The organism is Pseudomonas versuta, assembly GCF_001294575.1.
Lineage (GTDB): Bacteria > Pseudomonadota > Gammaproteobacteria > Pseudomonadales > Pseudomonadaceae > Aquipseudomonas > Aquipseudomonas versuta.
This window is the reverse complement of the sequence record NZ_CP012676.1, coordinates 3,842,565-3,867,214: the sequence shown is the minus strand read 5'-3', so window position 1 is coordinate 3,867,214 and position 24,650 is coordinate 3,842,565. Positions and strand designations below refer to the sequence as shown.

18 protein-coding genes are annotated in these 24,650 nt (G+C 59.4%); 12 read left to right on the top strand and 6 right to left on the bottom strand.

The genetic code is table 11. The features are described from left to right. The first annotated feature begins 159 nt into the window (after window positions 1-159). The 6 genes from recC (at window position 160) to yfiB (ending at window position 11,868) form a co-directional block, all read left to right on the top strand. Window positions 160-3,609 carry an exodeoxyribonuclease V subunit gamma gene (gene recC / locus AOC04_RS17345; protein ID WP_060695520.1) on the top strand — a complete coding sequence of 1,150 codons (3,450 nt, stop codon included), beginning with the start codon at window positions 160-162 and terminating at the stop codon, window positions 3,607-3,609. Then, complete coding sequence (gene recB / locus AOC04_RS17340) at window positions 3,609-7,298, top strand: exodeoxyribonuclease V subunit beta (RefSeq protein WP_060695517.1); 3,690 nt, start codon at window positions 3,609-3,611, stop codon at window positions 7,296-7,298. The genes recC and recB overlap by 1 nt, the downstream gene beginning before the upstream one ends. Then, entirely contained in the window at window positions 7,295-9,379 is a 2,085-nt protein-coding gene (gene recD, locus AOC04_RS17335) for an exodeoxyribonuclease V subunit alpha (RefSeq protein WP_060695515.1), read from the top strand. The genes recB and recD overlap by 4 nt, the downstream gene beginning before the upstream one ends. Window positions 9,380-9,514: 135 nt before the next feature. Continuing rightward, window positions 9,515-10,090: a regulatory sequestration protein YfiR gene (yfiR, locus tag AOC04_RS17330; protein ID WP_060695513.1), complete on the top strand. Its 576-nt coding sequence runs from the start codon at window positions 9,515-9,517 to the stop codon at window positions 10,088-10,090. Further along, window positions 10,087-11,346: a diguanylate cyclase DgcN/YfiN gene (dgcN, locus tag AOC04_RS17325; protein ID WP_060695511.1), complete on the top strand. Its 1,260-nt coding sequence runs from the start codon at window positions 10,087-10,089 to the stop codon at window positions 11,344-11,346. The genes yfiR and dgcN overlap by 4 nt, the downstream gene beginning before the upstream one ends. An 18-nt stretch (window positions 11,347-11,364) precedes the next feature. Next, window positions 11,365-11,868 carry an outer membrane lipoprotein YfiB gene (gene yfiB, locus AOC04_RS17320; protein WP_060695509.1) on the top strand — a complete coding sequence of 168 codons (504 nt, stop codon included), beginning with the start codon at window positions 11,365-11,367 and terminating at the stop codon, window positions 11,866-11,868. Between the two features lie 120 nt (window positions 11,869-11,988). Here yfiB and AOC04_RS17315 read toward each other — a convergent pair whose 3' ends face one another. The 3 genes from AOC04_RS17315 to AOC04_RS17305 form a co-directional block, all read right to left on the bottom strand. Further along, window positions 11,989-13,179 (bottom strand): glycoside hydrolase family 5 protein, encoded by a 1,191-nt coding sequence (locus tag AOC04_RS17315; protein WP_060695507.1) that lies wholly within the window; start codon window positions 13,177-13,179, stop codon window positions 11,989-11,991. A 144-nt stretch (window positions 13,180-13,323) separates the two neighbouring features. Then, window positions 13,324-14,073: a carbonic anhydrase gene (locus AOC04_RS17310; protein ID WP_060695506.1), complete on the bottom strand. Its 750-nt coding sequence runs from the start codon at window positions 14,071-14,073 to the stop codon at window positions 13,324-13,326. Window positions 14,074-14,382: 309 nt separating this feature from the next. Further along, entirely contained in the window at window positions 14,383-15,330 is a 948-nt protein-coding gene (locus tag AOC04_RS17305; protein WP_060695504.1) for a LysR family transcriptional regulator, read from the bottom strand. Window positions 15,331-15,512: 182 nt separating this feature from the next. On the opposite strand from AOC04_RS17305, the gene AOC04_RS17300 reads away from it, so the two are divergent. Together AOC04_RS17300 and mmsB are read left to right on the top strand one after the other, a co-directional pair. Further along, window positions 15,513-17,027 (top strand): CoA-acylating methylmalonate-semialdehyde dehydrogenase, encoded by a 1,515-nt coding sequence (locus tag AOC04_RS17300; protein ID WP_060695501.1) that lies wholly within the window; start codon window positions 15,513-15,515, stop codon window positions 17,025-17,027. Between the two features lie 11 nt (window positions 17,028-17,038). Further along, on the top strand, window positions 17,039-17,926 hold the full coding sequence (mmsB, locus tag AOC04_RS17295; protein WP_060695498.1) for a 3-hydroxyisobutyrate dehydrogenase: 888 nt from the start codon (window positions 17,039-17,041) through the stop codon (window positions 17,924-17,926). 54 nt (window positions 17,927-17,980) lie between these two features. Here the strand turns inward: mmsB and AOC04_RS17290 are convergent, their stop codons facing one another. The 3 genes from AOC04_RS17290 to AOC04_RS17280 form a co-directional block, all read right to left on the bottom strand. Beyond that, a complete protein-coding gene (locus AOC04_RS17290; RefSeq protein ID WP_016783536.1) occupies window positions 17,981-18,325 on the bottom strand; it encodes a cupin domain-containing protein in 345 nt (114 codons plus the stop codon). A gap of 157 nt (window positions 18,326-18,482) precedes the next feature. Next, window positions 18,483-19,886, bottom strand: a complete 1,404-nt coding sequence (locus AOC04_RS17285) for an amino acid permease (RefSeq protein ID WP_060695496.1) — start codon at window positions 19,884-19,886, stop codon at window positions 18,483-18,485. A gap of 137 nt (window positions 19,887-20,023) precedes the next feature. Further along, window positions 20,024-20,914, bottom strand: coding sequence for a LysR family transcriptional regulator (locus AOC04_RS17280; RefSeq protein ID WP_060695493.1), 891 nt, complete (start codon window positions 20,912-20,914; stop codon window positions 20,024-20,026). 159 nt (window positions 20,915-21,073) lie between these two features. On the opposite strand from AOC04_RS17280, the gene AOC04_RS17275 reads away from it, so the two are divergent. From AOC04_RS17275 to AOC04_RS17260, 4 genes are all read left to right on the top strand, one after another. Continuing rightward, window positions 21,074-21,838 carry a sulfite exporter TauE/SafE family protein gene (locus AOC04_RS17275; protein WP_060695491.1) on the top strand — a complete coding sequence of 255 codons (765 nt, stop codon included), beginning with the start codon at window positions 21,074-21,076 and terminating at the stop codon, window positions 21,836-21,838. Between the two features lie 168 nt (window positions 21,839-22,006). Next, a complete protein-coding gene (gene mdaB, locus AOC04_RS17270; RefSeq protein ID WP_060695488.1) occupies window positions 22,007-22,591 on the top strand; it encodes an NADPH:quinone oxidoreductase MdaB in 585 nt (194 codons plus the stop codon). 106 nt (window positions 22,592-22,697) lie between these two features. After that, window positions 22,698-23,609, top strand: coding sequence for a LysR family transcriptional regulator (locus AOC04_RS17265; RefSeq protein ID WP_060695486.1), 912 nt, complete (start codon window positions 22,698-22,700; stop codon window positions 23,607-23,609). A gap of 113 nt (window positions 23,610-23,722) precedes the next feature. Then, entirely contained in the window at window positions 23,723-24,616 is an 894-nt protein-coding gene (locus AOC04_RS17260) for an NAD-dependent epimerase/dehydratase family protein (protein ID WP_060695484.1), read from the top strand. The last annotated feature ends 34 nt before the right edge of the window (window positions 24,617-24,650 follow it).

The following is a 24,650-nucleotide window of genomic DNA, read 5'->3' as shown; positions in this document are numbered from 1 at the left end:
TGCAACAGGTGGCACAGGGCTTAACTTGCGAAAGACATGCTGTCGCTCGCAGCTCGCGCCAGCGCCTGCAAAGTCGGACCGGCCTTGCAATACTCCACCAATGCTCCCGGGCAATGATAAGGTTCGCCTTTGGATTTGCCCTCTCCTAAGGATGCCGTCATGCCGGTTGCTACGTCCCTCAATGCGGGTTTTATGGTGGTTCACGGTAACCGCCTTGATGAGTTACGCAGCTTGGTCGTGAGCTGGATGCGCCGCTATCCCCTGGCGCCTTTGGAGAACGAAATTGCCTTGGTGCAGAGTAACGGCATCGCCCAATGGCTGAAGCTGGCTCTGGCGGAAGATGCCCAGGACGACGACCTAGGTGGTTGTGGCATTGCTGCCGCAGTTGATGTGCAGTTGCCCGGCAGTTTTATGTGGCAGCTCTATCGGATCGTTTTAGGCAGCGAGCAAATCCCCGCCACCTCCCTGCTCGACAAAGCTCCGCTTACCTGGCGCCTGATGCGCTTGCTCCCGGCGCTTATCGACCAGCCGCACTTCGAACCCTTGCAGCGCTTCCTTACCCATGACACTGATTTGCGCAAACGCTATCAGCTGTCAGAGCGTCTGGCCGACCTGTTTGACCAATATCAGGTTTACCGCGCCGACTGGCTGGAAGATTGGGCCGCAGGCCGCCTCCAGTTACGCAATGCCCGGGGTGAAAGCCCGGCACTGAGCCCGGCTAACTGCTGGCAGGCCGAATTGTGGCGTGCGTTATTGCTCGATGTGGGTGAGGAGGGCATGTCGCAGAGTCGGGCAGGTGTTCACCAGCGCTTCATGGACAAGATCAACAGCATTGAGCAAGCTCCGTCCGGTTTACCGGCCAGGGTGATTGTCTTCGGCATTTCGTCATTGCCCGCCCAGGCGCTTGAAGCCCTCGCTGGCCTTGCCCGTTTCAGCCAGGTGCTGTTGTGCGTACATAATCCTTGTCGCCATCACTGGTCTGACATCGTTGCGGATAAAGACCTGCTGCGTCACCAATACAAGCGTCAGGCGCGCAAGGCAGGAATGCCGGCAGCCCTGGACCTGGATATCCTGCATCAACATGCCCATCCGCTTCTCGCCGCCTGGGGCAAACAAGGGCGTGATTACATCAACCTGCTCGACAGCTACGATGACCCCAACAGTTATCGTGCGGCTTTTCGTGACGGCCGTATCGACCTGTTCAGTGAAGTACAACCGCTCAACCAGTTGAACCAGTTGCAGGATGACATTCTTGAACTGCGCCCGCTCAACGAAACCCGTGAGCTATGGCCCGCTGTAGATCTGGAGCAGGACGAGTCAATCCGCTTTCACATCGCCCACAGTGCACAGCGCGAAGTCGAAATTCTTCACGACCAGCTACTCGCGCGATTCGCCAAGTATCCCCAGTTGCAGTCACGCGATGTGATTGTGATGGTGCCGGATATCGATAGTTACGCTCCCCATATACGGGCGGTATTTGGCCAGATTGAACGAGACGACCGTCGTTTCATCCCCTACACCCTGGCCGACCAGGGTCAGCGTGGGCGTGATCCGCTGCTGATCGCCATCGAGCATCTGCTCAAACTGCCGGACAGCCGTTTTCCGGTCAGTGAAATTCTCGACTTGCTGGATGTTCCAGCCCTGCGCGCCCGCTTCAAGGTACAGGAGCGCGACTTGCCGACCTTGCATCGCTGGATTGAAGGCGCAGGGATTCGTTGGGGATTGAATGCTGAGCAGCGTGCCGGCCTCGGCTTGCCGTCACACCTGGAACAAAACAGTTGGCGTTTTGGCCTGCGCCGCATGCTGCTCGGTTATGCCGTCGGTAGCGCCGAAGCCTGCGACGGCATTGAGCCGTATGATGAAATTGGCGGTCTGGATGCGGTACTGATCGGCCCGCTCGTGGCTTTGCTGGATGCACTGGAAATTGCCCACCAGGAACTCTCGCAGCCGGCGTTGCCGCAGCAATGGGGTGAGCGGCTGCAGGCATTGGTGCAACTGTTTTTCCTGGCCGAAACCGAACACGACGATTACCTGCTGGCCCAGCTCGAAGAGCTTCGCGAGACCTGGCTCGAAACCTGTGAGCTGGTTGGCCTGCAAGATGCGTTACCGTTGACGGTAGTACGTGAAGCCTGGCTGGCCGGACTTGACCAGGGCAAGCTGTCGCAGCGTTTCCTGGCCGGCGCAGTGAACTTTTGCACTCTGATGCCGATGCGGGCTATCCCGTTCAAGCTGGTATGCCTGCTGGGCATGAACGATGGCGATTACCCGCGTGCGCAACCACCGCTGGATTTCGACTTGATGGGCAGCGACTATCGCCCGGGCGACCGCTCCCGCCGGGAGGATGACCGCTACCTGCTGCTCGAAGCGCTGCTTTCTGCACGCGACCAGCTCTATATCAGTTGGGTCGGACGCAGTATCCGCGACAACAGCGAGCGTCCTGCCTGCGTATTGATCGGTCAGCTGCGTGATCACCTGGCCAGCGGCTGGCAACTGGCAGAGGGTGGCGACTTGCTTGAAGCCATGACCCAAGAGCATCCGCTTCAACCCTTCAGTACCCGCTACTTCCACGAAGGTAATTCCAGCCTGTTCAGCTATGCCCGGGAATGGCAACGTCTGCACGAGCCCCAGCCGACGCCTGTCGCGCCGGGCATCCTGGCGGCGCACGAACAAGAAGAGCCCTTGAACCTGACCCAGTTGCAGGACTTCCTGCGTAACCCTGTACGTCACTTCTTTAGTCAGCGTTTGAAAGTGTTCTTTGAGGCGGCTGAAGTGCCTTTGGCGGATGAAGAACCCTTCGTGCTCGATGCGCTACAGCGTTACACCCTTAGCGACAGCTTGCTCGAAGCCGCACTGGCGCAGCCTGATCAGCTTGAGCAGGCTTTGCATACCCGGGCCCTGCGTTTACAGGGCAGTGGCCTGTTACCCATGGCCGGTTTTGGCGAATGCCTGCAACAAGAACTGATAGAGCCACTTCCCGATGTCCTACAGCGCTATCAGCAATTATTGCTCCTTTGGCCGACGCCGCTTAACAGTGCACTGCCCGTCAGCTTTGAGGCTAACGGCCTGACCCTTGAAGGCTGGCTCGGCAACCTGCACCAGCGCAGTGACAAAGGCTTACTGTCCGTTACCACTATTCCTAACAGCATTGGCGCGATTAAAACCCGTAAATGGCATCGGTTGACCCGGCCCTGGGTCAACCACTTGATTGCCTGCGCCAGTGGCCTGGACATGTCCACAGCCTTGGTCGCCAGCGATGACACCTTGCTGCTCGCGCCTCTGGAGGCAAAACAGGCGAGTGAAATTCTTGGCAATTTGCTGATGGCCTGGAAAGTCGGAATGCGCCGGCCATTGCCCGTTGCAGTCAAAACAGCCTTCGCCTGGCTTGCCCAGTCTGATCCGGCGAAAGCCGATGCGGCGGCACAAAAAGCCTACGAAGGCGACGGCCAGACCAGCGATGGCGAGCGTCGTGAAAGCGCCGCGCTTGCCCGCCAGTTCCCGGATTACGCCGCCTTGATGGCCAGTGAAGAATTTGCAGAGTGGTGCGATGCCCTCTATCGACCACTTTTTGATGCGCCCTGGCGTTCATTAAACAGCGAGGCGTCCCGCTAATGAACGAGCAAAAAACACCCCTGGCTCTGGCCTTTCCCCTACGCGGCAGTCAACTGATCGAGGCCAGCGCGGGTACCGGTAAAACCTTCACCATCTCGGCACTCTATCTGCGTTTGATATTGGGTCATGGCGCAGAGGACTCAGGCTTTGGCCGCGAGTTGTTGCCACCGCAAATCCTGGTTGTGACCTTCACCGATGCGGCTACCAAAGAGCTGCGTGATCGTATCCGCACCCGGCTCGCTGAAGCGGCGCGGTTCTTCCGTGACGAGATCGAAGCACCGGATGCCCTGGTGGCACAACTGCGTGACCAGTTCACGCCCGGGCAATGGGCTGCCTGTGCCGGGCGTCTCGATATCGCCGCACAGTGGATGGACGAAGCAGCCGTTTCGACCATCCACAGTTGGTGCCAGCGGATGCTGCGTGAACATGCCTTCGACAGCGGCAGCCTGTTTACCCAAACCCTGGAAACCGACCACAGCGATTTGCTCGGCGAAGTGCTGCGCGATTACTGGCGACTGTTTTGCTACCCCATGCACGGTGACGCCTTGAACTGGGTGCGTGCCAACTGGAGTGGTCCGGCTGCATTGTTACCGCGGGTTCGAGCGTTGTTCGCCAGCTCGCGGGCGCCGAAAAACCCGGAGCAAACCCCGGCCTCGATAATTGAAGCCTGTTTGCTGGAGCGTCGCGAGGCCCTGTCAAAGCTAAAAACGCCCTGGTTGCAATGGGCCCAGCAGCTGCGTGAAATCTGCCTGCAAGGTGTAGCCGCCAAGGCAGTGGACGGCAGGAAAATGCAGGCCCGTTATTTCGAGCCCTGGTTTGAAAAGCTCAGCGCCTGGGCCGCTGACGACTCTCTGGAGCAGCTGGATCTGGGCACAGGGTTCACTCGCCTGACCCCGGATGGCTTCGCAGAAGCCTGGAAAGGCGAGCCTCCGCAGCATCCGGCGCTGGATGCGATGTCCGGCCTGAAAGCTGCACTTGATGCGTTGCCGACCCCGGACGCTGCAGTCCTGGAACACGCCGCCTATTGGGTGAGCAAACGCTTTGAAGAAGAAAAGCGCCGTCGGGCCGAGATGGGCTTCGACGACATGCTGCTCAGGCTCGACGCTGCGCTGCAGGCCGAAGGCGGCGAACGCCTCGCAACCCTGATTCGTGAACAGTTCCCGGTGGCTCTGATTGACGAGTTTCAGGACACCGACCCGGTGCAGTACCGCATCTTTGAGACCATCTACCGGATCGAAGACAACAGCCCCGACACCGGCCTGTTCCTGATCGGCGATCCGAAACAGGCGATCTATGCCTTTCGCGGTGCCGACATCTACACCTACCTGCGTGCCCGGCACGCCACCAGTGGCCGACTGCATACGCTGGACACCAACTTCCGCTCCAGCCATGTGATGGTCGAAGCGGTGAATCATGTATTCGAGCGGGCCGAGCAACGGGCCACCGGGCGGGGTGCATTTTTGTTCCGTGATGGCCTGGAGAATCCGGTGCCCTTCGTGTCGGTCAAATCCCAGGGCCGTAAAGAAGTCCTGCAACTCGATGGCCAGCCTGTCAGCGCGTTGACCCTTTGGCAGTTGCCCTCCGAGCAGCCGGTATCAGGTGTCATTTATCGCCAGCAACTGGCAGCCGCCTGTGCCAGCCAAATTGTTGAACTGCTCAATGGCGGCCAGCAAGGTCGCTGCGGTTTTGCCCAGGCTGGCAAACCCTTGCGTGCTGTATTGCCGGCGGACATTGCCATTTTGGTCCGTGACGGTAAGGAAGCTCAGGCGGTCAGGCGTGAATTATCGGCACGTGGCGTACGTAGCGTTTACCTGTCTGATAAGGATTCGGTCTACGCCGCGCAGGAAGCTTACGATGTATTAGCCTGGCTCAAGGCCTGTGCCGAGCCGGACGTTGAGCGCCCACTGCGGGCGGCACTGGCCTGCATCACGTTGGACCTGCCACTGATTGAACTTGAACGTCTCAACCAGGATGAGCTGGCCTGGGAATCGCGGGTCATGCAGTTTCGTGGCTACCGCGAAACCTGGCGCAAGCAGGGCGTGCTCGCCATGTTGCGCCGCCTGCTGCATGACTTCGAACTGCCGCAGGCGCTGATTGCCCGTACCGATGGCGAGCGGATCCTGACCAACGTCTTGCACCTGTCCGAATTACTGCAACAGGCCGCCGCCGAACTGGATGGCGAACAGGCACTGATCCGCCACCTGGCCGAGCACCTGGCGTTCTCCGGGCAGGCCGGGGAAGAGCAAATCCTGCGCCTTGAGAGTGACGAACAACTGGTCAAGGTGGTGACCATTCACAAGTCCAAAGGCCTGGAATACCCCTTGGTATTCCTGCCATTTATTTGCTCCACCAAACCGGTGGATGGCAGCCGCTTGCCGCTGCACTATCACGATGGTGCGGGTAACGCGCAGGTGAGTTTAAAAGCCACGCCAGAACTGATAGCCCAGGCGGATGACGAGCGTCTGGCCGAGGACCTGCGTCTGCTCTACGTGGCCCTGACCCGGGCACAGCATGCCTGCTGGCTCGGGGTTGCCGACCTCAAGCGCGGCAACAACAATCGCTCGGTCCTGCATCTTTCAGCGTTAGGCTACCTGCTTGGTGGTGGGGCGATGCTGGTCGAATCCGCCGACCTGGAGCGCTGGCTGACAGACCTGCAACAAGACTGCGCCACCATCCAGCACTTGCCGGTGCCAGCAGCCAGCGAGGCGACATTTTATCCACCGCTCAATCAGGCCTCCTTGCGTAAACCGCTGCTGCCGTCACGTCGGGCAGCGGAGAACTGGTGGATCGCGTCCTACAGCGCATTGCGCATCAGTGACAGCCTCAGCCCGGCCGAGGCGCCTGAAAGCGCCCTGGCGCAAAAGCTGTCGGACGATGAGCGGCTAGACCCGGATGCTCCCCGTGAAGTACCGCTCAGCGGCGGCGACATCCACCGCTTTCCCCGTGGCCCCAATCCCGGAACATTCCTCCATGGACTGCTCGAATGGGCAGGCAGCGAAGGTTTCAAGGCCGACCCGCAGGCAATCCAGGATACCGTGGCGCGGCGTTGCAACCGCCGCGGCTGGCAAGGCTGGATCGAGACGTTGGGTGACTGGTTGCAGCATCTGCAGGATGAGCCACTGCGCCTCAATAACGGCCAGCCGGCGGTGGTCCTTAGCCAGTTGAGCCAGTATCAGATCGAAATGGAATTCTGGTTTGCCAGCCACAAAGTTGATGTCCTGCAACTGGACAAGCTGGTGCGTCAGCACACCCACGACGGTGCCGCGCGTGCGGGTGCGGAGCCGAGCTTGCTCAACGGCATGTTCAAAGGCTTTATCGACCTGACGTTCGAGCACGAAGGGCGCTATTACGTGGCGGACTACAAATCCAACTGGCTGGGCGCCGACGACTCGGCCTACACCGAACAAGCGATGAACGCCTCCATTCTGGATAACCGCTACGACCTGCAATACGTGTTGTACCTGCTGGCCTTGCACCGCCAGCTAAAGGCCCGGTTGCCGGATTACGACTATGACCGGCATATGGGCGGTGCGCTGTATCTGTTCTTGCGCGGTACCCGCTCCCAGGGGCAGGGGGTGTTCTTTACTCGTCCGCCCAGACTATTGATCGAAAGCCTGGACCTGATGTTCCAGGGCAAACCTGCGGCACAGCAAGCTGAGCCGGCATGGGAACAGGGAGTGTTGTTATGAGTCGTTCATTTGCCGAGCTGTTACCCACGCCGTTGACTGCCGAAAGCCTTGCCCGGTTGCAGCCTTTGCGCCGGGCAGAGGACTTGCTGGTACTGCTGGAGCGCTGGGTGGAGCGTGGCTGGCTACGCGCGCTGGATAAAGCGTTCGTCGCATTCTTGTATGAACGCGACCCCCAAAGCGATCCATTGGTACTGCTGGCGGCGGCACTGACCAGCCACCAGCTGGGTCACGGGCACGTGTGTCTGGATCTGTTTGAAACCCTCAAAGAGCCCGATTTCGCGTTGTCCTTGCCACCTGAAGGCGATGTACAAACCGGTGCCATGTTGCTGCCCTCGCAATTGCTCGAGGCGCTGGATGGCGATGCATGGTGCAAGGCCTTGCAGGCCAGCCCGCTGGTCGAGCATGCCGGGCAGTCGTTGGCCGATGCCGCAAGTCGGCCATTGGTGCTGAGTGACCGGCGTCTGTATTTGCGCCGCTACTGGGCTTATGAGCGTCGGATCGACAATGCATTGCGCCAGCGCCTGGCAGCCCCGCAAGCAACCGCAGATGATTTGCCGGCGCGCCTCGACAGCCTGTTCGGCAGCCCGACTGCGAATGCGCCCATTGACTGGCAGAAGCTGGCCTGTGCCCTGGCCACTCGAGGTGCGTTCAGCATCGTCACCGGCGGTCCCGGCACGGGCAAAACCACCACCGTGGTGCGCTTGCTGGCGTTGCTTCAAGCCCCGGCCGTTGAAGCGGGAACGCCTTTGCGGATCCGTCTTGCCGCGCCGACCGGTAAAGCAGCGGCGCGCTTGACCGAGTCCATCAGCCTGCAAGTCAAATCACTGGAAGTGGACGACAAGGTCCGGCAAAAAATCCCCAGCGATGTGACCACTGTTCACCGCTTGCTGGGTAGTCGGCCGGGCACCCGGCACTTCCGTCATCACGCGGCTAATCGCCTGCCGCTGGACGTACTGGTGGTCGACGAAGCCTCGATGATCGACTTGGAAATGATGGCCAACCTGCTCGACGCGCTGCCCGCCCATGCGCGACTGGTGCTGCTGGGGGACAAGGACCAGTTGGCGTCAGTTGAAGCCGGTGCCGTGCTGGGGGATTTGTGCCGCGATGCCGAAGCGGGCTGGTACAGCCCGCAAACACGTGAGTGGCTGGAGCACGTCAGCGGTGAAAGCCTGGCTGCCAGTGACTTGCAACAAGACCTGGACGGCTCTCACCCGCTCGCGCAGCAAGTGGTCATGCTCCGCCATTCACGGCGCTTTGGTGAAGGCAGCGGCATCGGCCGGCTCTCGCGGCTGGTCAACCGTCAGCAGTCCGATGAGGCGCGGGCGTTATTGGCAGCCGGCACCCATGACGACCTTTTTGCATTGCCGCTCAAAGATGAGCAAGACCGCGCTTTTGAGCGTCTGGCGCTGGAAGGGCACGGGGCGCAGGCCAAAGGTTACCGACATTATCTTGACGTGTTGCGCGAGCAACGCCCGGCGGCCGGCATGGGGCTTGAAGACCCTGGTTGGGCTGCGTGGGCAGGCAAGGTGCTGGAGGCGTTTGAAGCGTTTCAAGTGCTGTGTGCAGTGCGCAAAGGTCCGTGGGGCGTTGAAGGTTTGAACCAGCGCATCACCCGGGCCTTGTTCGCCCGCAAGTTGATTGACAGCGATCAGCATTGGTACGAAGGGCGCCCGGTGTTGATGACCCGTAATGATTACGGGCTGGGGCTGATGAATGGCGATATAGGTATCGCCCTCAAGCTTCCCGAGCGCGACGGTCAGTCATCAAGACCTGTGTTGCGTGTAGCGTTCGCTCGTAACGACGGGCAGGGCGGCATTCGTTTTGTGTTGCCAAGCCGGCTCAATGATGTCGAGACGGTGTACGCCATGACGGTGCACAAGTCACAGGGTTCCGAGTTTTCCCATACCGCGCTGGTGCTGCCGCAAGCCTTGAATCCGGTATTGACCAAAGAGCTGATTTACACCGGCATTACTCGGGCCAAACACTGGTTCAGCCTGGTCGAGCCGCGTGCCGGCGTATTCGAAGAAGCCGTACAACGCAAGGTTAAGCGCTTGAGCGGGCTGATGCTGGGGCTGGCTTAGGGAGCGGCCGCCTTAGAGTGTGCAATCTTTGAAAAGTTGGTTTGGATAGGTCGCAGTGTGACGCATATCACGTTTAAGTACGTGCTGTGGTATCGTTGCGGCATTATTCATCCGAAAAATACAGAGACTTCTTGCATGGACGTGGCTGTCTCATCGCCTGAGCAGCGCACTGGGTGGCGGCTACGGCAGCTATCACTTTGCCTGTTACTGTTGAGCGCTCCCTGCCTGGCCCAACCGCAAGTGCCTGTCAACCTGGCTGATCAGCGTGCCAGGGCCGTGACCCAAGTGGTCCTGGGCATCCTCAGCTATGCACGCTGGCCCACCGAACCGGCTCAATTGCAGTTATGCGTGGTTGGCCCCACTGAATACACCGATGACCTGCTTAAAGGCGCTACTCAGTCCAGTGGCAGGCCGGTGCAAGTGCGTCGTGTACTGGCGAGTGATCCTGCAATTGCCCGCGAGTGCAACGCGGTGTATCTGGGCAAGCTAAGTACGACAGAACGTAGTGATGTGTTCGACTCCCTGAACGGACACGCCATCCTGAGCATCAGCGAATACGGTAATCAATGCACCGTCGGCAGTCTGTTTTGCCTGCGAGTTACCGATGACCAGGTGTCGTTTGAAGTTAATCTCGATTCTGTCGCCCGCAGCGGTGTGCGCATCCACCCCAATGTATTGCAACTGTCCCGCCGCCGGGCGGCTCAGCCATGACTCCCTCCAAAGCGCCTGAAAACCGGCGCAGCTTGCGCTCGGTACTGCGGCGCGGCCATTTGGGCGTGGCCTTGGTGGCCGTCACGCTGGCCAGTGCCTCCATGACCCTGCTGGGGGTGCTGGCGCTCAAGGTCTACGCCGATCACAACCTGCACTTGATCGCACGCGCTATCAACTACACGGTGGAAGCCGCTGTGGTGTTTGATGACCGTGTGGCGGCAACCGAAGCGCTGGACCTGATCGCCTCCACTGAAGCGGTCGCCGAGGCGCAGGTCTACACCGCCGACGGGGAATTGCTCGCACACTGGCAGCGTCCGGAAACCGGCGTGCTGGCGACAGTTGAAATGTTACTGGCCGACAGTTTGCTGCAACAGCCGATAAGTGTGCCGGTTGAGCATCAGGGCCGAGAAGTGGGGGTGGTGATACTCAGTGGGCACGGCGCCAATATGTTGCGCTTTTTGCTCAGCGGGTTGCTCGGGGTTTTGCTGTGTACCGCGCTCAGTGCCTGGAGTGCCCTGTACCTTTCACGGCGTCTGCTCGGCGGCATTACCGGGCCCTTGCAGCAGTTGGCCGAAGTGGCCCACGCCGCGCGCAGCGAGCGGGCGTTTGACCGTCGCGTGCCGCCTGCGCATATCGCCGAACTGGACAACCTGGGCAACGACTTCAATGCCTTGCTTGATGAGTTGGAGTCATGGCAGAGCCATTTGCAAAATGAAAACCAGACACTGGCGCACCAGGCCAGCCACGACTCGCTGACCGACCTGCCCAACCGTGCCTATTTTGCAGCGCGGCTGGCGCGGACCTTGCGCTCGCTGAACAAGCCTGTGGACAAGGTCGCCGTGCTGTTTCTCGACAGTGACCGGTTCAAGGACATTAATGACACCTATGGCCATGCCGCAGGTGATGCGGTGCTGGTCGCAGTGGCGACACGGATTCGTGCCCAGTTGCGTGAAGACGATGTAGTGGCGCGTCTGGGCGGCGACGAATTCGCCATATTGCTGACCCCGCTGCACAGAATCGAAGATGCACAACGCATCGCGGACAAAATCATCGCCAGCATGCATGAGCCGATCCGGTTACCGGATCAAAGCCATGTCGTGACTTCGCTCAGTATTGGCATCGCCGTTTACCCCGAACATGGCGCAACGCCGGACACGCTGCTCTGTGCAGCGGATTCGGCGATGTACCAGGCCAAACGCCTCGCCCGAGGCGGGCAACACGTTGCGGAGTTGGAGTCCCCCGCAGCCCAGATATAATCAGGAGCTTGACCCTTCATGCGTGCATTGACCCAGCGTTACCTGCAGTTCTTTAGCGTTGCCTTGTTGTTGGCAACATTGACATTGACCGGCTGCCAGACCGCCCCGCCCAAAGGTCTGACCCCGGCGCAGATAGCGGTACTCAAACAACAGGGCTTTGAACTGACCGATGAAGGGTGGGCGTTTGGTTTGTCAGGCAAAGTACTGTTTGGCAGCGACCTGGAAGTGCTCAACCCGCAAAGTCAGGAAATCGTGGAGCGCATCGGTACTGCCTTGCTCGCTGCGGACATCCAGCGCGTACGGGTTGACGGTCATACCGACTCATCCGGCAAGGAGTCCTACAACGAACAACTTTCCGTGCGCCGTGCCAACAGCGTGGTCAAAGCGCTGACCAAAGTCGGCATGCGGCCTGAGAATATTCAGGTCCGCGGGCTGGGTAGTCGCGTGCCGGTAGCGTCCAACAACACTCGTACCGGGCGCACTGAAAACCGGCGGGTTGCGATTGTGGTGATTGCCGAGTAGCGGCTCAGGTTATCGCCCCGGTTTTTTTTCTGTCATCACTGTGAAATGAGTTGGCTGCGTGTCTGAAAAAAACCGGGGTTTTGTCAGCGCAGCTCATCGCCTCATCAAGTGGGCCGCCACTTACTTATCAATCTTCAGCCGCTTGCTGATGGGTTCGAATTCACTTGTGGCATTGCGTTTGACCGGGTCCGGTTGCCCGTCGTCAATGGCTTTCCAGTAAGACCATGGAACATTGCCAGTTCCGAGCTCGTAATCCATGCCGTCCCAGCTGTCCTCGCGAAAGCTGTAAAACGCCCAGTGCACCTTGGCAGCCTCAAGTGTGGTGAGCACATCCTCAAGATACTGTTGGCAGCCCGGTAATTTACGCATGCATCCGAACTCTCCGGCTACCAGCCGGTTGGTAGGTATTGCATGCTGCTCGGCCCAGTCAAGTGGCTGCTGAAGATAGCTCTGGACCTGCTTCGTGTCCCACTGTTGCATGCCCGCAGCAAATGGCACTACGCCTGGATAGGTATGAGGTTTATCGCTTAGCAAGTTGGGGGCGCTGGTTGCCGCATAGGGTTCATACATGTGAAAGCTATACAGCACACGGGTATCAGCCAATGGCGCTGGCCAATATGAGAACGCATCGGCAGCGGCGTACCAGCCGGCGTCGACCATGACCGGCGTGAGCTGATCGACTTCGCGAATGGCGTTAATGATGGATGTGTAAAACTCGGGCAAATCACGGGCGGTGCCAGCATTTTTTTCATACCAGTCCCGCATCTTTGCAGCATCGGCATGCTCTGCCACTCCTCCCAGCTTTTCCGGCGCCGGCTCGTTGATCAAGTTGTAGGCCGCAACGGCCGGATGATCCTTTAGCGCCGCAGCGAGATCGCGCCAAAACGCAGCACTTTGTGCCCAGAACTCCTTGTCTTGCCACAACCGGTCATCAAAGCGATCACCATTGTTTTGCGCCCAGCGCATGCCCGGCAGCGAAAGGGGAGTGATCACCACTTTGAGACCCGCAACATGTGCCCGGTCCAGCGCAGCTTTCAACTGCTCCAGATCCTTCTCAACCAGCCCCTTGTAGTGGTCGGCATTGCCCAGGAGGAAGTCCCGTTCTGCCGGCTGCCATTTGTCATAGGACAGGCGCACCCAGCTCGCACCATAGTCCTGCAGAGCGTCGAAGTAGGCTTGATCGGGCGGGAGTCGATTGAAACTGTTTCCTCCACGCTCAGGCTTTTCCCAGAAGGAAATCAGGTCCGCGGCACCGGCACCGCCAGACAGTACACCCAGTAACAAAAGGGAGGGGATCGTCCTGAATTTCATGGCGGTCTCTGCTCGGAGGCTGCGGGACGGGAACCGGATTATTCATTAGAAGCCAGTAGCGTTTTCTAACACCGGGGTGCATGTCCCGCGCTGGTCGCCTGCGTAAAGCACGCAAAGGCTGCAGCCCGGGGACATGTTCAGGGTCTAGGCGATCAACTCGACTTTGCCACTGTCGAGTTTGTAGATGCCACCCACGATGGCCAGCTTGCCCTTGGCCAGCGCGTCGGCCAGCAGGCTTGATTCGCTCTTGAGGCGGGCCACCGTGTCTTTGACGTTTTGCGCGATAGAGTTGTCCAGCAGCACTCCGGGCATGGTTAAGACCTTTGCGACCGATGGCTTGATGGCATCCGCCAGGCCTTGAATATGCCCAGGAAACTTCGCGCCATCTTTTTGTGCCTTGACGCCGGCAGAGACAGCCCCGCAACTGTCGTGGCCCAGCACCAGGATCAAGGGTGTTTCCAGTACTGCCACGGCGTACTCAAGGCTTGCCAGGCCATCGGAAGTCACGAAGTTGCCAGCTACTCGCACCGCGAAAAGGTCGCCTCGAGCGGTGTCGAATGCATACTCCGGAGCGATTCTCGAATCGGCGCAACCCAGTACGGCTGCATAAGGATTTTGGCCGTTGACCAGCGCTTCACGCTCTGTCAGGAAGTCATGGCGTCGGGTCACGCCATTAGCGTAACGGGCGTTACCTGCCATCAGGCGGGTCAATGCCTGTTGCGGGTCAAGTTTGTTCTGCGGTTTAGGGAGAGGGCCGTCGCTGGCCGCTTGCGCCAGTTGCGCGGGCAGCACGCCGGCCAGCATCAGCGCGCCGGCACCGCCCCCGGCCAGCCGGAGGAAATTGCGGCGATGATTGATGGTGGGCACAGGGGATGGCTCGCTTGTTTTGCACATAGGCTGGAACACTCTTGGTCATTGACGCCATGGCTCCTCGGCTCATCGATGGTCGGAGGCTGGCAGGTGGAATTTGGCCGGACGCGAAGAGTAGGAGGGGGTAGTGGATTGGAGATATGGGATTTATCCGAAAAGCAGGGCTGGTTAATCAGCGCTTGTGCGTCTTTTTGTGACTGTAACCTTGGTAAACATTCAGCAAGTCATTACTGCCATTAGTACCGGTGCAGCAACGGATGCCCGTCACTGCTTTAAATTGCCAAGCCACTTCTGCGGTCGACATGCTGCGACTGTTTGAATGCTGAGTAGCAGTCAGTCGGCAAAGCGCATCTTTTGAGTTTCCCCCAGCAACAGTGACGCATTCAGCTCCGTCACTTCACGGATGTAATCCCACAGCAAAGTGATGCGTTTCAACTTCCTGAGATCCTCGCGGCAGTACATCCAGAACTGGCGTGTCAGGTTGATCTCGTCCGGCAATACCGGCAGCAAACGCGGGTCTTGAGCCGCTAAAAAGCACGGCAGGATTGCCAGCGCGCGACCTTGTTGCGCCGCTACGAACTGCGCGATCACGCTGGTGCTGCGCAGATTGGCGCTGGCGCCGGGCAGCACATTGGCCAGGTACAGCAACTCTGAGCTGAACGCCAGATCGTCGACGTAACTGATAAACGGGTGATCCACCAGGTCGGCCGCCCGGTGAATCGGCGGGTGCTGGTCCAGGTATTCCTGGGTGGCAAATAGCTGCAGCCGGTAGTCACAGAGCTTACAGCACACGTACGGCCCGTGTTCCGGGCGCTCCAGGGCTATCACGATGTCCGCTTCGCGCTTGGACAGGCTGATGAAGTGCGGTAGCGGCAGGATGTCCACCGATATGGCCGGGTACGCATCTACAAAGTGGCTCAGCTGAGGGGTAATAAAAAAGCTCCCGAAACCCTCCGTACACCCCATCCGCACATGCCCCGACAGCGCCACGCCCGAGCCCGAAACCTGCTCGCAGGCCATATGCAACGTACTCTCGATGGACTCGGCATAGCCCAGCAAACGCTGGCCCTCAGGGGTCAGGGTGAAGCCATTGGTACGTGATTTTTCGAACAGCAAGGTACCGAGTGCGGCCTCCAGCGAGCTGATGCGCCGTGACACGGTGGTGTAGTCGACCGCCAGGCGCTTGGCGGCGCTACTGGCCTTGCGGGTGCGGGCTACCTCGAGGAAAAACTTCAGGTCGTCCCAGTTCAGTGCACTTAACGATGTGATGTTTTTTTGCATGTTAGACCGGCTTTTATGTGCGTTCTTATTAGAAGAACGCACACCTATACTCCAAAAACAGCCCTGCGACCAATCCGGGCGCACCGGTGCACCACTTAATCTGTAGGAGCGAGCTTGCTCGCGAGCAAGCTCGCTCCTACAGATTGGCGTAATCGGACATAAAAATAATTTCGGAGACTTCCATGAACGTTTCTACGACCCCGTACCAAAATGCCCGACTGCTGATTGATGGCGAATGGATCGAGTCACAGACCACCGAGTGGCACGACATCGTCAACCCGGCAACTCAGCAGGTACTGGCCAAAGTCCCTTTCGCCACCCCCGATGAAGTCAACGCCGCCATTGCTGCTGCGCAACGCGCCTTCCAGACCTGGAAGCTGACGCCGATCGGCGCGCGGATGCGCATCATGCTCAAGTTGCAGGCGCTGATTCGTGAACACTCAAAGCGCATCGCCACCGTTCTCAGTGCCGAGCAGGGCAAAACCATTGCCGACGCAGAAGGCGATATTTTCCGTGGCCTGGAAGTTGTCGAGCACGCGTGCTCTATCGGCACCCTGCAGATGGGCGAGTTCGCGGAAAACGTTGCGAGCGGGGTGGATACCTACACCTTGCGTCAACCTATCGGCGTCTGTGCAGGCATTACGCCTTTCAACTTCCCGGCAATGATCCCGCTGTGGATGTTCCCGATGGCCATTGCCTGCGGTAACACCTTCGTACTCAAACCTTCCGAGCAAGACCCGCTGTCGACCCTGATGCTGGTCGAACTGGCCCTTGAGGCCGGGGTTCCGCCGGGTGTGCTCAACGTGGTCCATGGCGGTAAGGACGTGGTGGACGCGCTCTGCACCCACACCGATATCAAGGCGGTGTCGTTCGTCGGTTCAACCGCCGTGGGCACCCACGTATATGACCTGGCAGGCCGCCACGGCAAGCGCGTGCAATCCATGATGGGCGCCAAAAACCACGCGGTGGTGCTGCCCGACGCCAATCGCCAGCAAACCCTGAACGCGCTGGTCGGCGCCGGTTTCGGTGCTGCCGGCCAACGCTGCATGGCCACCTCGGTGGTGGTGCTGGTGGGCGCGGCCAAACAATGGCTGCCGGACCTCAAGGCACTGGCGCAAAAGCTCAAGGTCAATGCGGGCAGCGAGGCGGGCACTGATGTCGGCCCGGTCATTTCCAAGCGTGCCAAAGAGCGCGTGCTGGGGCTGATTGAAAGCGGGATCAAAGAAGGCGCGGTGCTGGAACTCGATGGTCGCAACATCAAGGTGCCGGGTTTCGAGCAAGGCAACTTCGTGGGCCCGACCCTGTTCTCGGGTGTCACCACCGACATGCAGATATACACCCAGGAAATCTTCGGCCCGGTACTGGTGGTGATTGAAGTCGACACCCTCGACCAGGCCATTGCGCTGGTCAACGCCAACCCGTTCGGCAATGGCACCGGCCTGTTTACCCAAAGCGGTGCGGCGGCGCGAAAATTCCAGAACGAAATTGATGTGGGCCAGGTCGGCATCAACATTCCGATCCCGGTACCGGTCCCGTTCTTCAGCTTCACCGGTTCGCGCGGCTCCAAACTTGGCGATCTGGGTCCGTACGGCAAGCAAGTCGTGCAGTTCTATACTCAGACCAAGACCGTCACCAGTCGCTGGTTCGACGACGACAGCGTGAATGATGGCGTCAACACCACCATCAATCTTCGTTAAGGGCACAGACCATGAACATTGCATTTATCGGCCTGGGCAACATGGGCGCACCGATGGCGCGCAACCTGCTCAAGGCCGGGCATTCGTTGAACCTGTTTGATCTGAACAAGGACATCCTGGCTGAGCTTTCAGCTCTGGGCGGCCACATTAGCGCTTCGCCCCGCGAGGCGGCAAAAGGTACAGAACTGGTGATTACCATGTTGCCGGCCGCCGCCCATGTGCGCAGTGTGTGGCTGGGTGAGGACGGGGTGCTGGCCGGTATCGGCGAAGGTGTGCCGGCGGTGGATTGCAGCACCATTGACCCGCAAACCGCCCGCGATGTGGCTGGCGCAGCGGCCAGACAAGGCGTGCAAATGGCCGATGCCCCGGTGTCCGGCGGCACCGGCGGGGCGCAAGCGGGCACCCTGACCTTTATGGTCGGCGCCACTCAGGCTCTGTTCGATACGCTGCACCCGGTCCTTTCGCAAATGGGCCGCAACATAGTCCATTGCGGGGATGTGGGCACCGGCCAAGTGGCTAAAATCTGCAACAACCTGCTGCTTGGCATCTCCATGGTCGGTGTCAGTGAAGCCATGGCTTTGGGCGCGGCACTGGGCATCGACAGTGAAGTGCTGGCAGGCGTGATCAACAGTTCCACCGGCCGCTGCTGGAGTTCCGAAGTCTACAACCCGTGGCCGGGCATTGTGGCAACCGCACCTGCTTCGCGCGGCTACACCGGAGGCTTTGGTGCCGAACTGATGCTCAAGGATCTGGGGCTGGCCACCGAAGCTGCACGTCAGGCGCATCAGCCCGTAGTCATGGGGGCCGTGGCGCAACAGTTGTATCAGGCCATGAGTTTGCGCGGAGAAGGCGGCAAGGACTTCTCGGCCATCATTAACAGCTATCGCAAGCCCGAATAGGGCATTTGCGGGAGTCCGCGTCGGGCGGACTCCCGGTTTTTTGCGGGGTGTCAGTCAGGCAAAGACAAAATACTTGCGCACCGTTTCAACCACTTCCCATGTGCCTTTCATACCCGGCTCCACCACAAAGATGTCCCCGGCCCGCAGATGGATCGGTTCTTTGCCCTCAGGGGTAATGATGCAGTAGCCCTCACGGAAGTCGCAGTATTCCCACTTCACGTATTCCACGTACCACTTGCCGGGCGTGCAAATCCACGTGCCCATGATCTTGCTGCCGTCTTCGCTGGTGTACGCGTTGAGGTTCACGGTGTGCGGGTCGCCTTCAAGCTTTTCCCATTTGCAGGCATCAAGCACGGGCAGGGGATGGGTATCGCGAAGCACGGTAATTGGCGCAGACATAAGAACTCCGGTGATGGACAAGGTACAAACCTCACCCTAACCGGCACCGGGTTGTGGCAGATGCCTGGTTCCGACCCCCAGTGACTCGATTACGCAGCCCCCGGATACGCAAAAGCCCCGGCACTTGATACAAGGACCGGGGCTTTTGTGGGTCAGATCAGCGCGGGTTTGCCAATGCTTTGCCAGTACGCAGGCGCACCCGATAGAACCCGTAAAGGATCAGCAGCCACACCGGGATCGCGTACACCGAAGCGCGTACATCGGGGATCATCCAGATCACCGAGACGATGGTGGCCATGAACACCAGGCACAGGATGTTGCTGAACGGGAACCAGAACGCTTTGAACGAAGGCTTCACACCCTGTACCGCCATGGCCTTGCGGAACTTGATATGGGTGAGGCTGATCAGCGCCCAGTTGATCATCAACGAGGCGACCACCAGTGCGAACAGCAACTCCAGTGCCTTGTGCGGCGCCACGTAGTTGACCACCACGCACAGCAAGGTCACCAGTGCCGACACCCCCAGTGCCCGCAATGGCACACCGTTTTTGGTCAGCTTCATCAGCGCCTTGGGTGCATCGCCCTGTTCAGCCAGGCCGAAGAGCATGCGGCTGTTGCAGTAAACGCCGCTGTTGTAGACCGACAGCGCGGCTGTCAGCACCACAAAGTTGAGGATCTGGGCTGCGGTATTGCTGCCGATCAATGCAAAAATCTGCACAAACGGGCTGCTGCCGTACGCATCGCCTCCAGCGCCCAGCGTCACCAGCAACTGGTCCCACGGGTACAGCGCCAACAGGACCGTCAGTGCGCCGACGTAGAAAATCAGAATCCGGTACACCACCTGGTTGATGGCCTTGGGGATCACTTTTTTCGGTTCACTGGCCTCGGCGGCGGTGATGCCCACCAGCTCCAGGCCACCGAAGGAGAACATGATAAAGGCCATTGCCATCAGCAGGCCGGTGCCGCCATTGGGGAAGAATCCACCGTGGCTCCACAGGTTGCTAAACGACGCCTGGGAGCCGCCGGTGCCGCTGATCAGCAGGTAGCAACCGAGCACGATCATGCCGACAATCGCCACCACCTTGATGATCGCGAACCAGAATTCCATCTCGCCGAAGACCTTCACGTTCAGGGTGTTGATCAGGTTGACCAGCACAAAGAACACGACGGCACTGATCCAGGTCGGCACCTCGGGCCACCAGAACTGGATGTATTTGCCGACCGCAGTCAGCTCGGCCATGCCCACCAGCACGTACAGCACCCAATAGTTCCAGCCCGACAAGAACCCTGCATAGCCGCCCCAGTATTTATGGGCAAAGTGGCTGAACGAGCCAGCGACGGGCTCTTCGACAATCATCTCGCCGAGCTGGCGCATGATCAGAAACGCGATAAAACCGGCAATCGCATAACCGAGAATCATCGACGGGCCTGCCGACTTGAGCACGCCGGCCGAGCCCAGAAACAGCCCCGTACCGATAGCGCCGCCCAAGGCAATCAGCTGGATATGGCGATTTTTCAAACCGCGTTTGAGTGTGACCGGAGGGGAATTAGCGTCAGCCATCGGGTGCCTTGTGGGTGGTTATTCTCAATGTTGATCAAATCAACGGGGCGCCGGGCGCCACGTCGGTTCAGCAAGACGCGGATATTACTCTTGGTAAAAATTCAGGCATACAGGCGTAAACGACTCTAAGACAATTCTTAACAGCAATTGGCCGAAAGCGCCTCAAGCAGGGTTCTGGCATAGCTTGGCAACTGTTCAAAGGAACGGGCGCACAGCAGCAGTTTGCGGTCTGCCCACGGCTCATTCAGGCTCACCACCTTAAACGTGCGCGGTGCTTGCCAGCGTTCGATGGTGGCTTTGGGCACGATGCCCAGCCCGGCGCCCCGGGCGACCATGCGCAACACGCCGTCAAAACCTTCGGCACGGATTCGGACCTGCATGCGAAGACCGCAGTGCAACGCCTGTTCTTCCAGGTAAACCGCCAGTGCGCTGCAGGCTGAAAGCCCGACATAGGGGTGGCTCAGGGTGTCGCCGAATCTGAGCGCCGGAATGCGGATCAGCGGGTGCTCCAGCGGTATCGCCAGCACCAGCGGATCATCGCGAAACGCCCGGGTTTGCAGACCCCGGGTATCCACCGCATTGGAAATGACGCCGATATCGGCGGCGTCCTGGCGCAGGGCGTGGGTGATACGCAGGCTGGTCAATTCCTGCTGGTCGACGCTGATGTTGGGATGCAGGCGTACAAAATCGGCCAGCAACTCGGGCAGGTATTCGGTCAGTGCCGCGGTATTGCAGAGCAGGCGTACCTGACCTTTAAAGCCTTGAGCGTACTCGGCCAGATCGTGGTTCATGCGCTCCACCTGTTGCAGCAACAGCCGGGCATGTTGGGCCAGCGCCTGTCCTGCGGGCGTCGGGCTGACCCCGCGTCGACTGCGCTGCAGGAATTCGACCCCCAGCGCCGCCTCCATAGCCCTGATCCGCGCACTGGCGGCGGCCAGCGACAAATGGCTGAGAGCGGCGCCGGCGGTGATGCTGCCGGTCTGCAGGCAATTGAGGTACAGCCGTAAATCCACCAAATCGAAATGCATAAGCCTCCCTGTCACACACCTTGGGGGCGGGCTTGCCCGCGATTCAGCCCCCCGGTCTTGCTGGCGCGCTGCATTGATAGATATGCCTCTTGCTGTGCAAGAGGCTGGCTCAGTATATGGCGCATTTTCAAGCCCGGTACCTTGGCCCAGCATAGGCCCATGAAAACCCTGATCGAGTTCTACCAACATCTAGGCTTGCTTGTGTCGCTGCTGGTGCTGGTCACATTTTTACTGGCTGGCACGGTCAAGGGCGTGATTGGCCTCGGCTTGCCCACGGTGGCAATGGGCTTGCTGGGCCTGGCTATTGCTCCGGCGCAGGCTGCGGCGTTGCTGATCATTCCCTCGATAGTTACCAACACCTGGCAACTGGTTGCGGGCGGGCAGTTGCGCGGGCTCATAAAGCGCCTGTGGCCCATGCAACTGGGGATTTTTCTGGGCACCGGCCTGGGCATGCTTTGGCTGAGTAGCGATGGCGGCAGTTGGGTGGTCCGGGCTTTGGGTGCGGCTTTGTTGCTGTATGCCTTGAGTGGCCTGTTGCTACCCGTGCTGCGGGTCGCGCCTGCCGCCGAACACTGGTTGGGGCCAGCATGCGGGCTGATCACCGGAATCATTACCTCGGCCACCGGTGTGTTTGTGATCCCGGCCGTGCCGTATCTGCAGGCCCTGGGCTTTAGCAAGAACCAGTTGGTACAGGCCTTGGGATTGTCGTTCAGCGTCTCCACATTGGCCCTGGCTGCCGGTCTTTACTGGCGCGGCAATCTGGGGGGCGGCGAGCTTAATGCTTCATTGCTGGCGCTGCTGCCCGCGATGCTCGGCATGTGGCTGGGGCAATGGTTGCGCCGGCGCATCAGCGCCACATTGTTCAAACGTGTGTTTTTTATCGGTATGGCGCTGCTGGGTGTGCACCTGCTGATCGGTGGCTAAAGTTTTTCAGCAACAATCTGGCAGTTATTCGTGCTGCTTAGGCAAAGGTGATTTGCTTGATTGCGGGTTTTTCCCCGGGGCAGTGATCGATACCCTGCCAGGTATTGAATCTTTAACACCCGAAGGCAGCTCAACAGCGCTGAGGGTTAATCCCGAATGAGGCTGATGATGAAAAAAATACTCTTGCTTAATGGTGCCAAAAAATTTGCACATTCCGATGGTCGCTACAACCTGACCATGCACGACACTGCACTGGCCTTTTTCGATCGCCAAGGCTTCGAAGTCAAAGTGACCCACATCGATGAGGGTTACGACATAGCCGAGGAAGTCGAAAAATTCCTGTGGGCCGACGTGATCATTTATCAAATGCCGGGCTGGTGGATGGGCGCACCCTGGATCGTTAAAAAATACATCGACGAAGTTTTCACCGAAGGTCACGGCAAGCTCTACGCCAGCGACGGCCGTACCCGTTCCGACGCCTCGCAACGTTATGGCAGCGGTGGTTTGATTCACGGCAAAAAATACATGTTGTCGCTGACCTGGAACGCCCCGCAGCAAGCGTTCGATGATCCGGCCGACTTCTTTGAAGGCAAAGGTGTGGACGCGGTGTACTTCCCGTTCCACAAGGCCAACGAGTTCCTCGGCATGACCGCCTTGCCGACCTTCCTGTGTGTCGACGTAATGAAACGTCCGCAACCGCAAGAAGATGCCGCCCGTTATGAGCAACACCTGAAACAAGTGTTCGGCATGTAACGCCTGCAGTACCGTAATCGCTGACTCGCTTTGCGAAACAAAGGCTCGTAGCCTCGCTTCGCGAGTCAGCGACTACGCTGCAGGCAGTTACCAATGAGGGACATCTGTGAAAGCCAGATCCGATGAGCTGCAAATTTTTGTTTCGGTGATTGAGTGCGGCTCCATTTCCGCTGCTGCCGAACAAGCCGGGCAAACCCCTTCGGCCGTGAGTCGTACGTTGTCACGGCTTGAGGCCAAGCTCGAAACCACCTTGATCAACCGCACCACGCGGCGCATGGACCTGACCGAAGAAGGCAAGTTTTTCTTTGAACGGGCCAAGCTGATCCTGGCGCAAATGGAGGAACTTGAAGAGCGTTTGAGTTCGCACCAGCGCACGCCGTCCGGGCGCCTGCGGATCAATGCCGCCTCACCGTTCATGCTGCATGCCATCGTGCCGTACGTCAGCGAATTCCGAACGCTTTACCCCGAGATTCAGCTGGAGCTCAACAGCAACGATCTGATCATCGACTTGCTGGAGCAAAGCACCGACATCGCGATCCGTATCGGCACCCTGGCCGACTCCACCTTGCACGCCCGTTCATTGGGCTGCAGCCCCTTGAGCATCCTCGCCAGCCCTGACTACATCGCCCGGCACGGCGCACCCGCCAGCGTTGCAGATCTGGCCCGTCACACCCTGATCGGCTTTACCCAAAATGACGGTTTGAACCAATGGCCGTTGCGTTATGCACAGGGCGATCGCTGGGCCATCGAGCCCGAAATCAGCGCTTCCAGCGGCGAGACGGTGCGCCACCTGGCGCTGCAAGGGCAGGGCATCGCCTGCCTGTCGCACTTCATGACCCATGAAGACGTCAAGGCCGGGCGCCTGCAAGTGGTGCTCGAGGAGTTCAACAGCGGCTACCGCCAGCCGATTAACGCCGTGTACTACCGTAACTCGCAGCTGGCGCTGCGGATTCAGTGCTTTCTGGACTTCATCCAGGACAAGCTCGCCAGCTATGCAGTGCCGTACTTCAAGGGGTAATTCCCCGCTGACTCGTGATCTGCGCGCAAGACTGAATTGGCCCGCAGCGGGTTTTTCTGCTGCCTTCACTCTCCGATACTGGGTCCATCACTTATTCACGCGGGAGTCATTCCATGAAAGTTTTTGTTACCGGCGCAGCAGGTTTTATCGGCGGTTCAATTGCCACTGCTCTGGTCAAGGCCGGGCATCAGGTCACGGGCCTGGTACGCAGCACGGATCAGGAGCAGGAAATGCTCGCCCTGGGCATCACTCCGGTGCTGGGTTCTCTGGATGACAGCGACTTGCTCGCGCAACAGGCCAGCCAGGCGGATGCCGTGATCAACGCGGCCAGCAGCGACCATCGGGGCGCTGTCGAAGCCTTGATCAAAGCCCTTCGTGGCACAGGCAAAGTGTTGTTGCACACTAGCGGTTCGAGCATTGTTGGCGACGCGTCGGGTGGCAAGGCCAGCGAGGTCATTTACTACGAAGGCCAGTTGCCCGAGCCGACTGTGGACAAGGCGGCGCGGGTTGCCATCGACACCCTGGTGCTGGCGGCGGCTCACGACAATGTGCGCTCGGCAGTCATCTGCAACACCCTGATTTACGGCCACAGCCTGGGTGTAAAACGCGACAGCGTGCAACTGCCGCGCCTGCTCAAACAGGCGCGTAAAAGCGCAGTCGTGCGCCATGTGGGGCTGGGACAAAACATCTGGTCCAACGTGCATATCGAAGACGTTGTGGCGTTGTACCTGCTGGCGCTGGAAAAGACCCCGGCCGGGACGTTCTACTTTGTTGAAAGCGGCGAAGCGTCGTTTCGCGACATGAGCAACGCCATCGCCCGGGTGCTGGGTCTGGGCGAAGCCCACGACTGGCCACTGGCCGAAGCTGAAGCCGAATGGGGCTATGAAATGGCCAACTACGGCCTGGGCTCCAACAGCCGCGTACGCGGTAAAAATGCCCGTGAACTGCTGGGCTGGGTACCTAAACGCACCTGCGTGGTGGAGTGGATCAAAAACGAAATGCTGTAACCCCAGATCCTGATTGCGCATCGCTGACCCTGTA

Coding starts and splice junctions, on each gene's coding strand:
- recC (WP_060695520.1), top strand. CDS start 160: ATGCCGGTTGCTACGTCCCTCAATGCGGGTTTTATGGTGGTTCACGGT.
- recB (WP_060695517.1), top strand. CDS start 3,609: ATGAACGAGCAAAAAACACCCCTGGCTCTGGCCTTTCCCCTACGCGGC.
- recD (WP_060695515.1), top strand. CDS start 7,295: ATGAGTCGTTCATTTGCCGAGCTGTTACCCACGCCGTTGACTGCCGAA.
- yfiR (WP_060695513.1), top strand. CDS start 9,515: ATGGACGTGGCTGTCTCATCGCCTGAGCAGCGCACTGGGTGGCGGCTA.
- dgcN (WP_060695511.1), top strand. CDS start 10,087: ATGACTCCCTCCAAAGCGCCTGAAAACCGGCGCAGCTTGCGCTCGGTA.
- yfiB (WP_060695509.1), top strand. CDS start 11,365: ATGCGTGCATTGACCCAGCGTTACCTGCAGTTCTTTAGCGTTGCCTTG.
- AOC04_RS17315 (WP_060695507.1), bottom strand. CDS start 13,179: ATGAAATTCAGGACGATCCCCTCCCTTTTGTTACTGGGTGTACTGTCT.
- AOC04_RS17310 (WP_060695506.1), bottom strand. CDS start 14,073: ATGTGCAAAACAAGCGAGCCATCCCCTGTGCCCACCATCAATCATCGC.
- AOC04_RS17305 (WP_060695504.1), bottom strand. CDS start 15,330: ATGCAAAAAAACATCACATCGTTAAGTGCACTGAACTGGGACGACCTG.
- AOC04_RS17300 (WP_060695501.1), top strand. CDS start 15,513: ATGAACGTTTCTACGACCCCGTACCAAAATGCCCGACTGCTGATTGAT.
- mmsB (WP_060695498.1), top strand. CDS start 17,039: ATGAACATTGCATTTATCGGCCTGGGCAACATGGGCGCACCGATGGCG.
- AOC04_RS17290 (WP_016783536.1), bottom strand. CDS start 18,325: ATGTCTGCGCCAATTACCGTGCTTCGCGATACCCATCCCCTGCCCGTG.
- AOC04_RS17285 (WP_060695496.1), bottom strand. CDS start 19,886: ATGGCTGACGCTAATTCCCCTCCGGTCACACTCAAACGCGGTTTGAAA.
- AOC04_RS17280 (WP_060695493.1), bottom strand. CDS start 20,914: ATGCATTTCGATTTGGTGGATTTACGGCTGTACCTCAATTGCCTGCAG.
- AOC04_RS17275 (WP_060695491.1), top strand. CDS start 21,074: ATGAAAACCCTGATCGAGTTCTACCAACATCTAGGCTTGCTTGTGTCG.
- mdaB (WP_060695488.1), top strand. CDS start 22,007: ATGAAAAAAATACTCTTGCTTAATGGTGCCAAAAAATTTGCACATTCC.
- AOC04_RS17260 (WP_060695484.1), top strand. CDS start 23,723: ATGAAAGTTTTTGTTACCGGCGCAGCAGGTTTTATCGGCGGTTCAATT.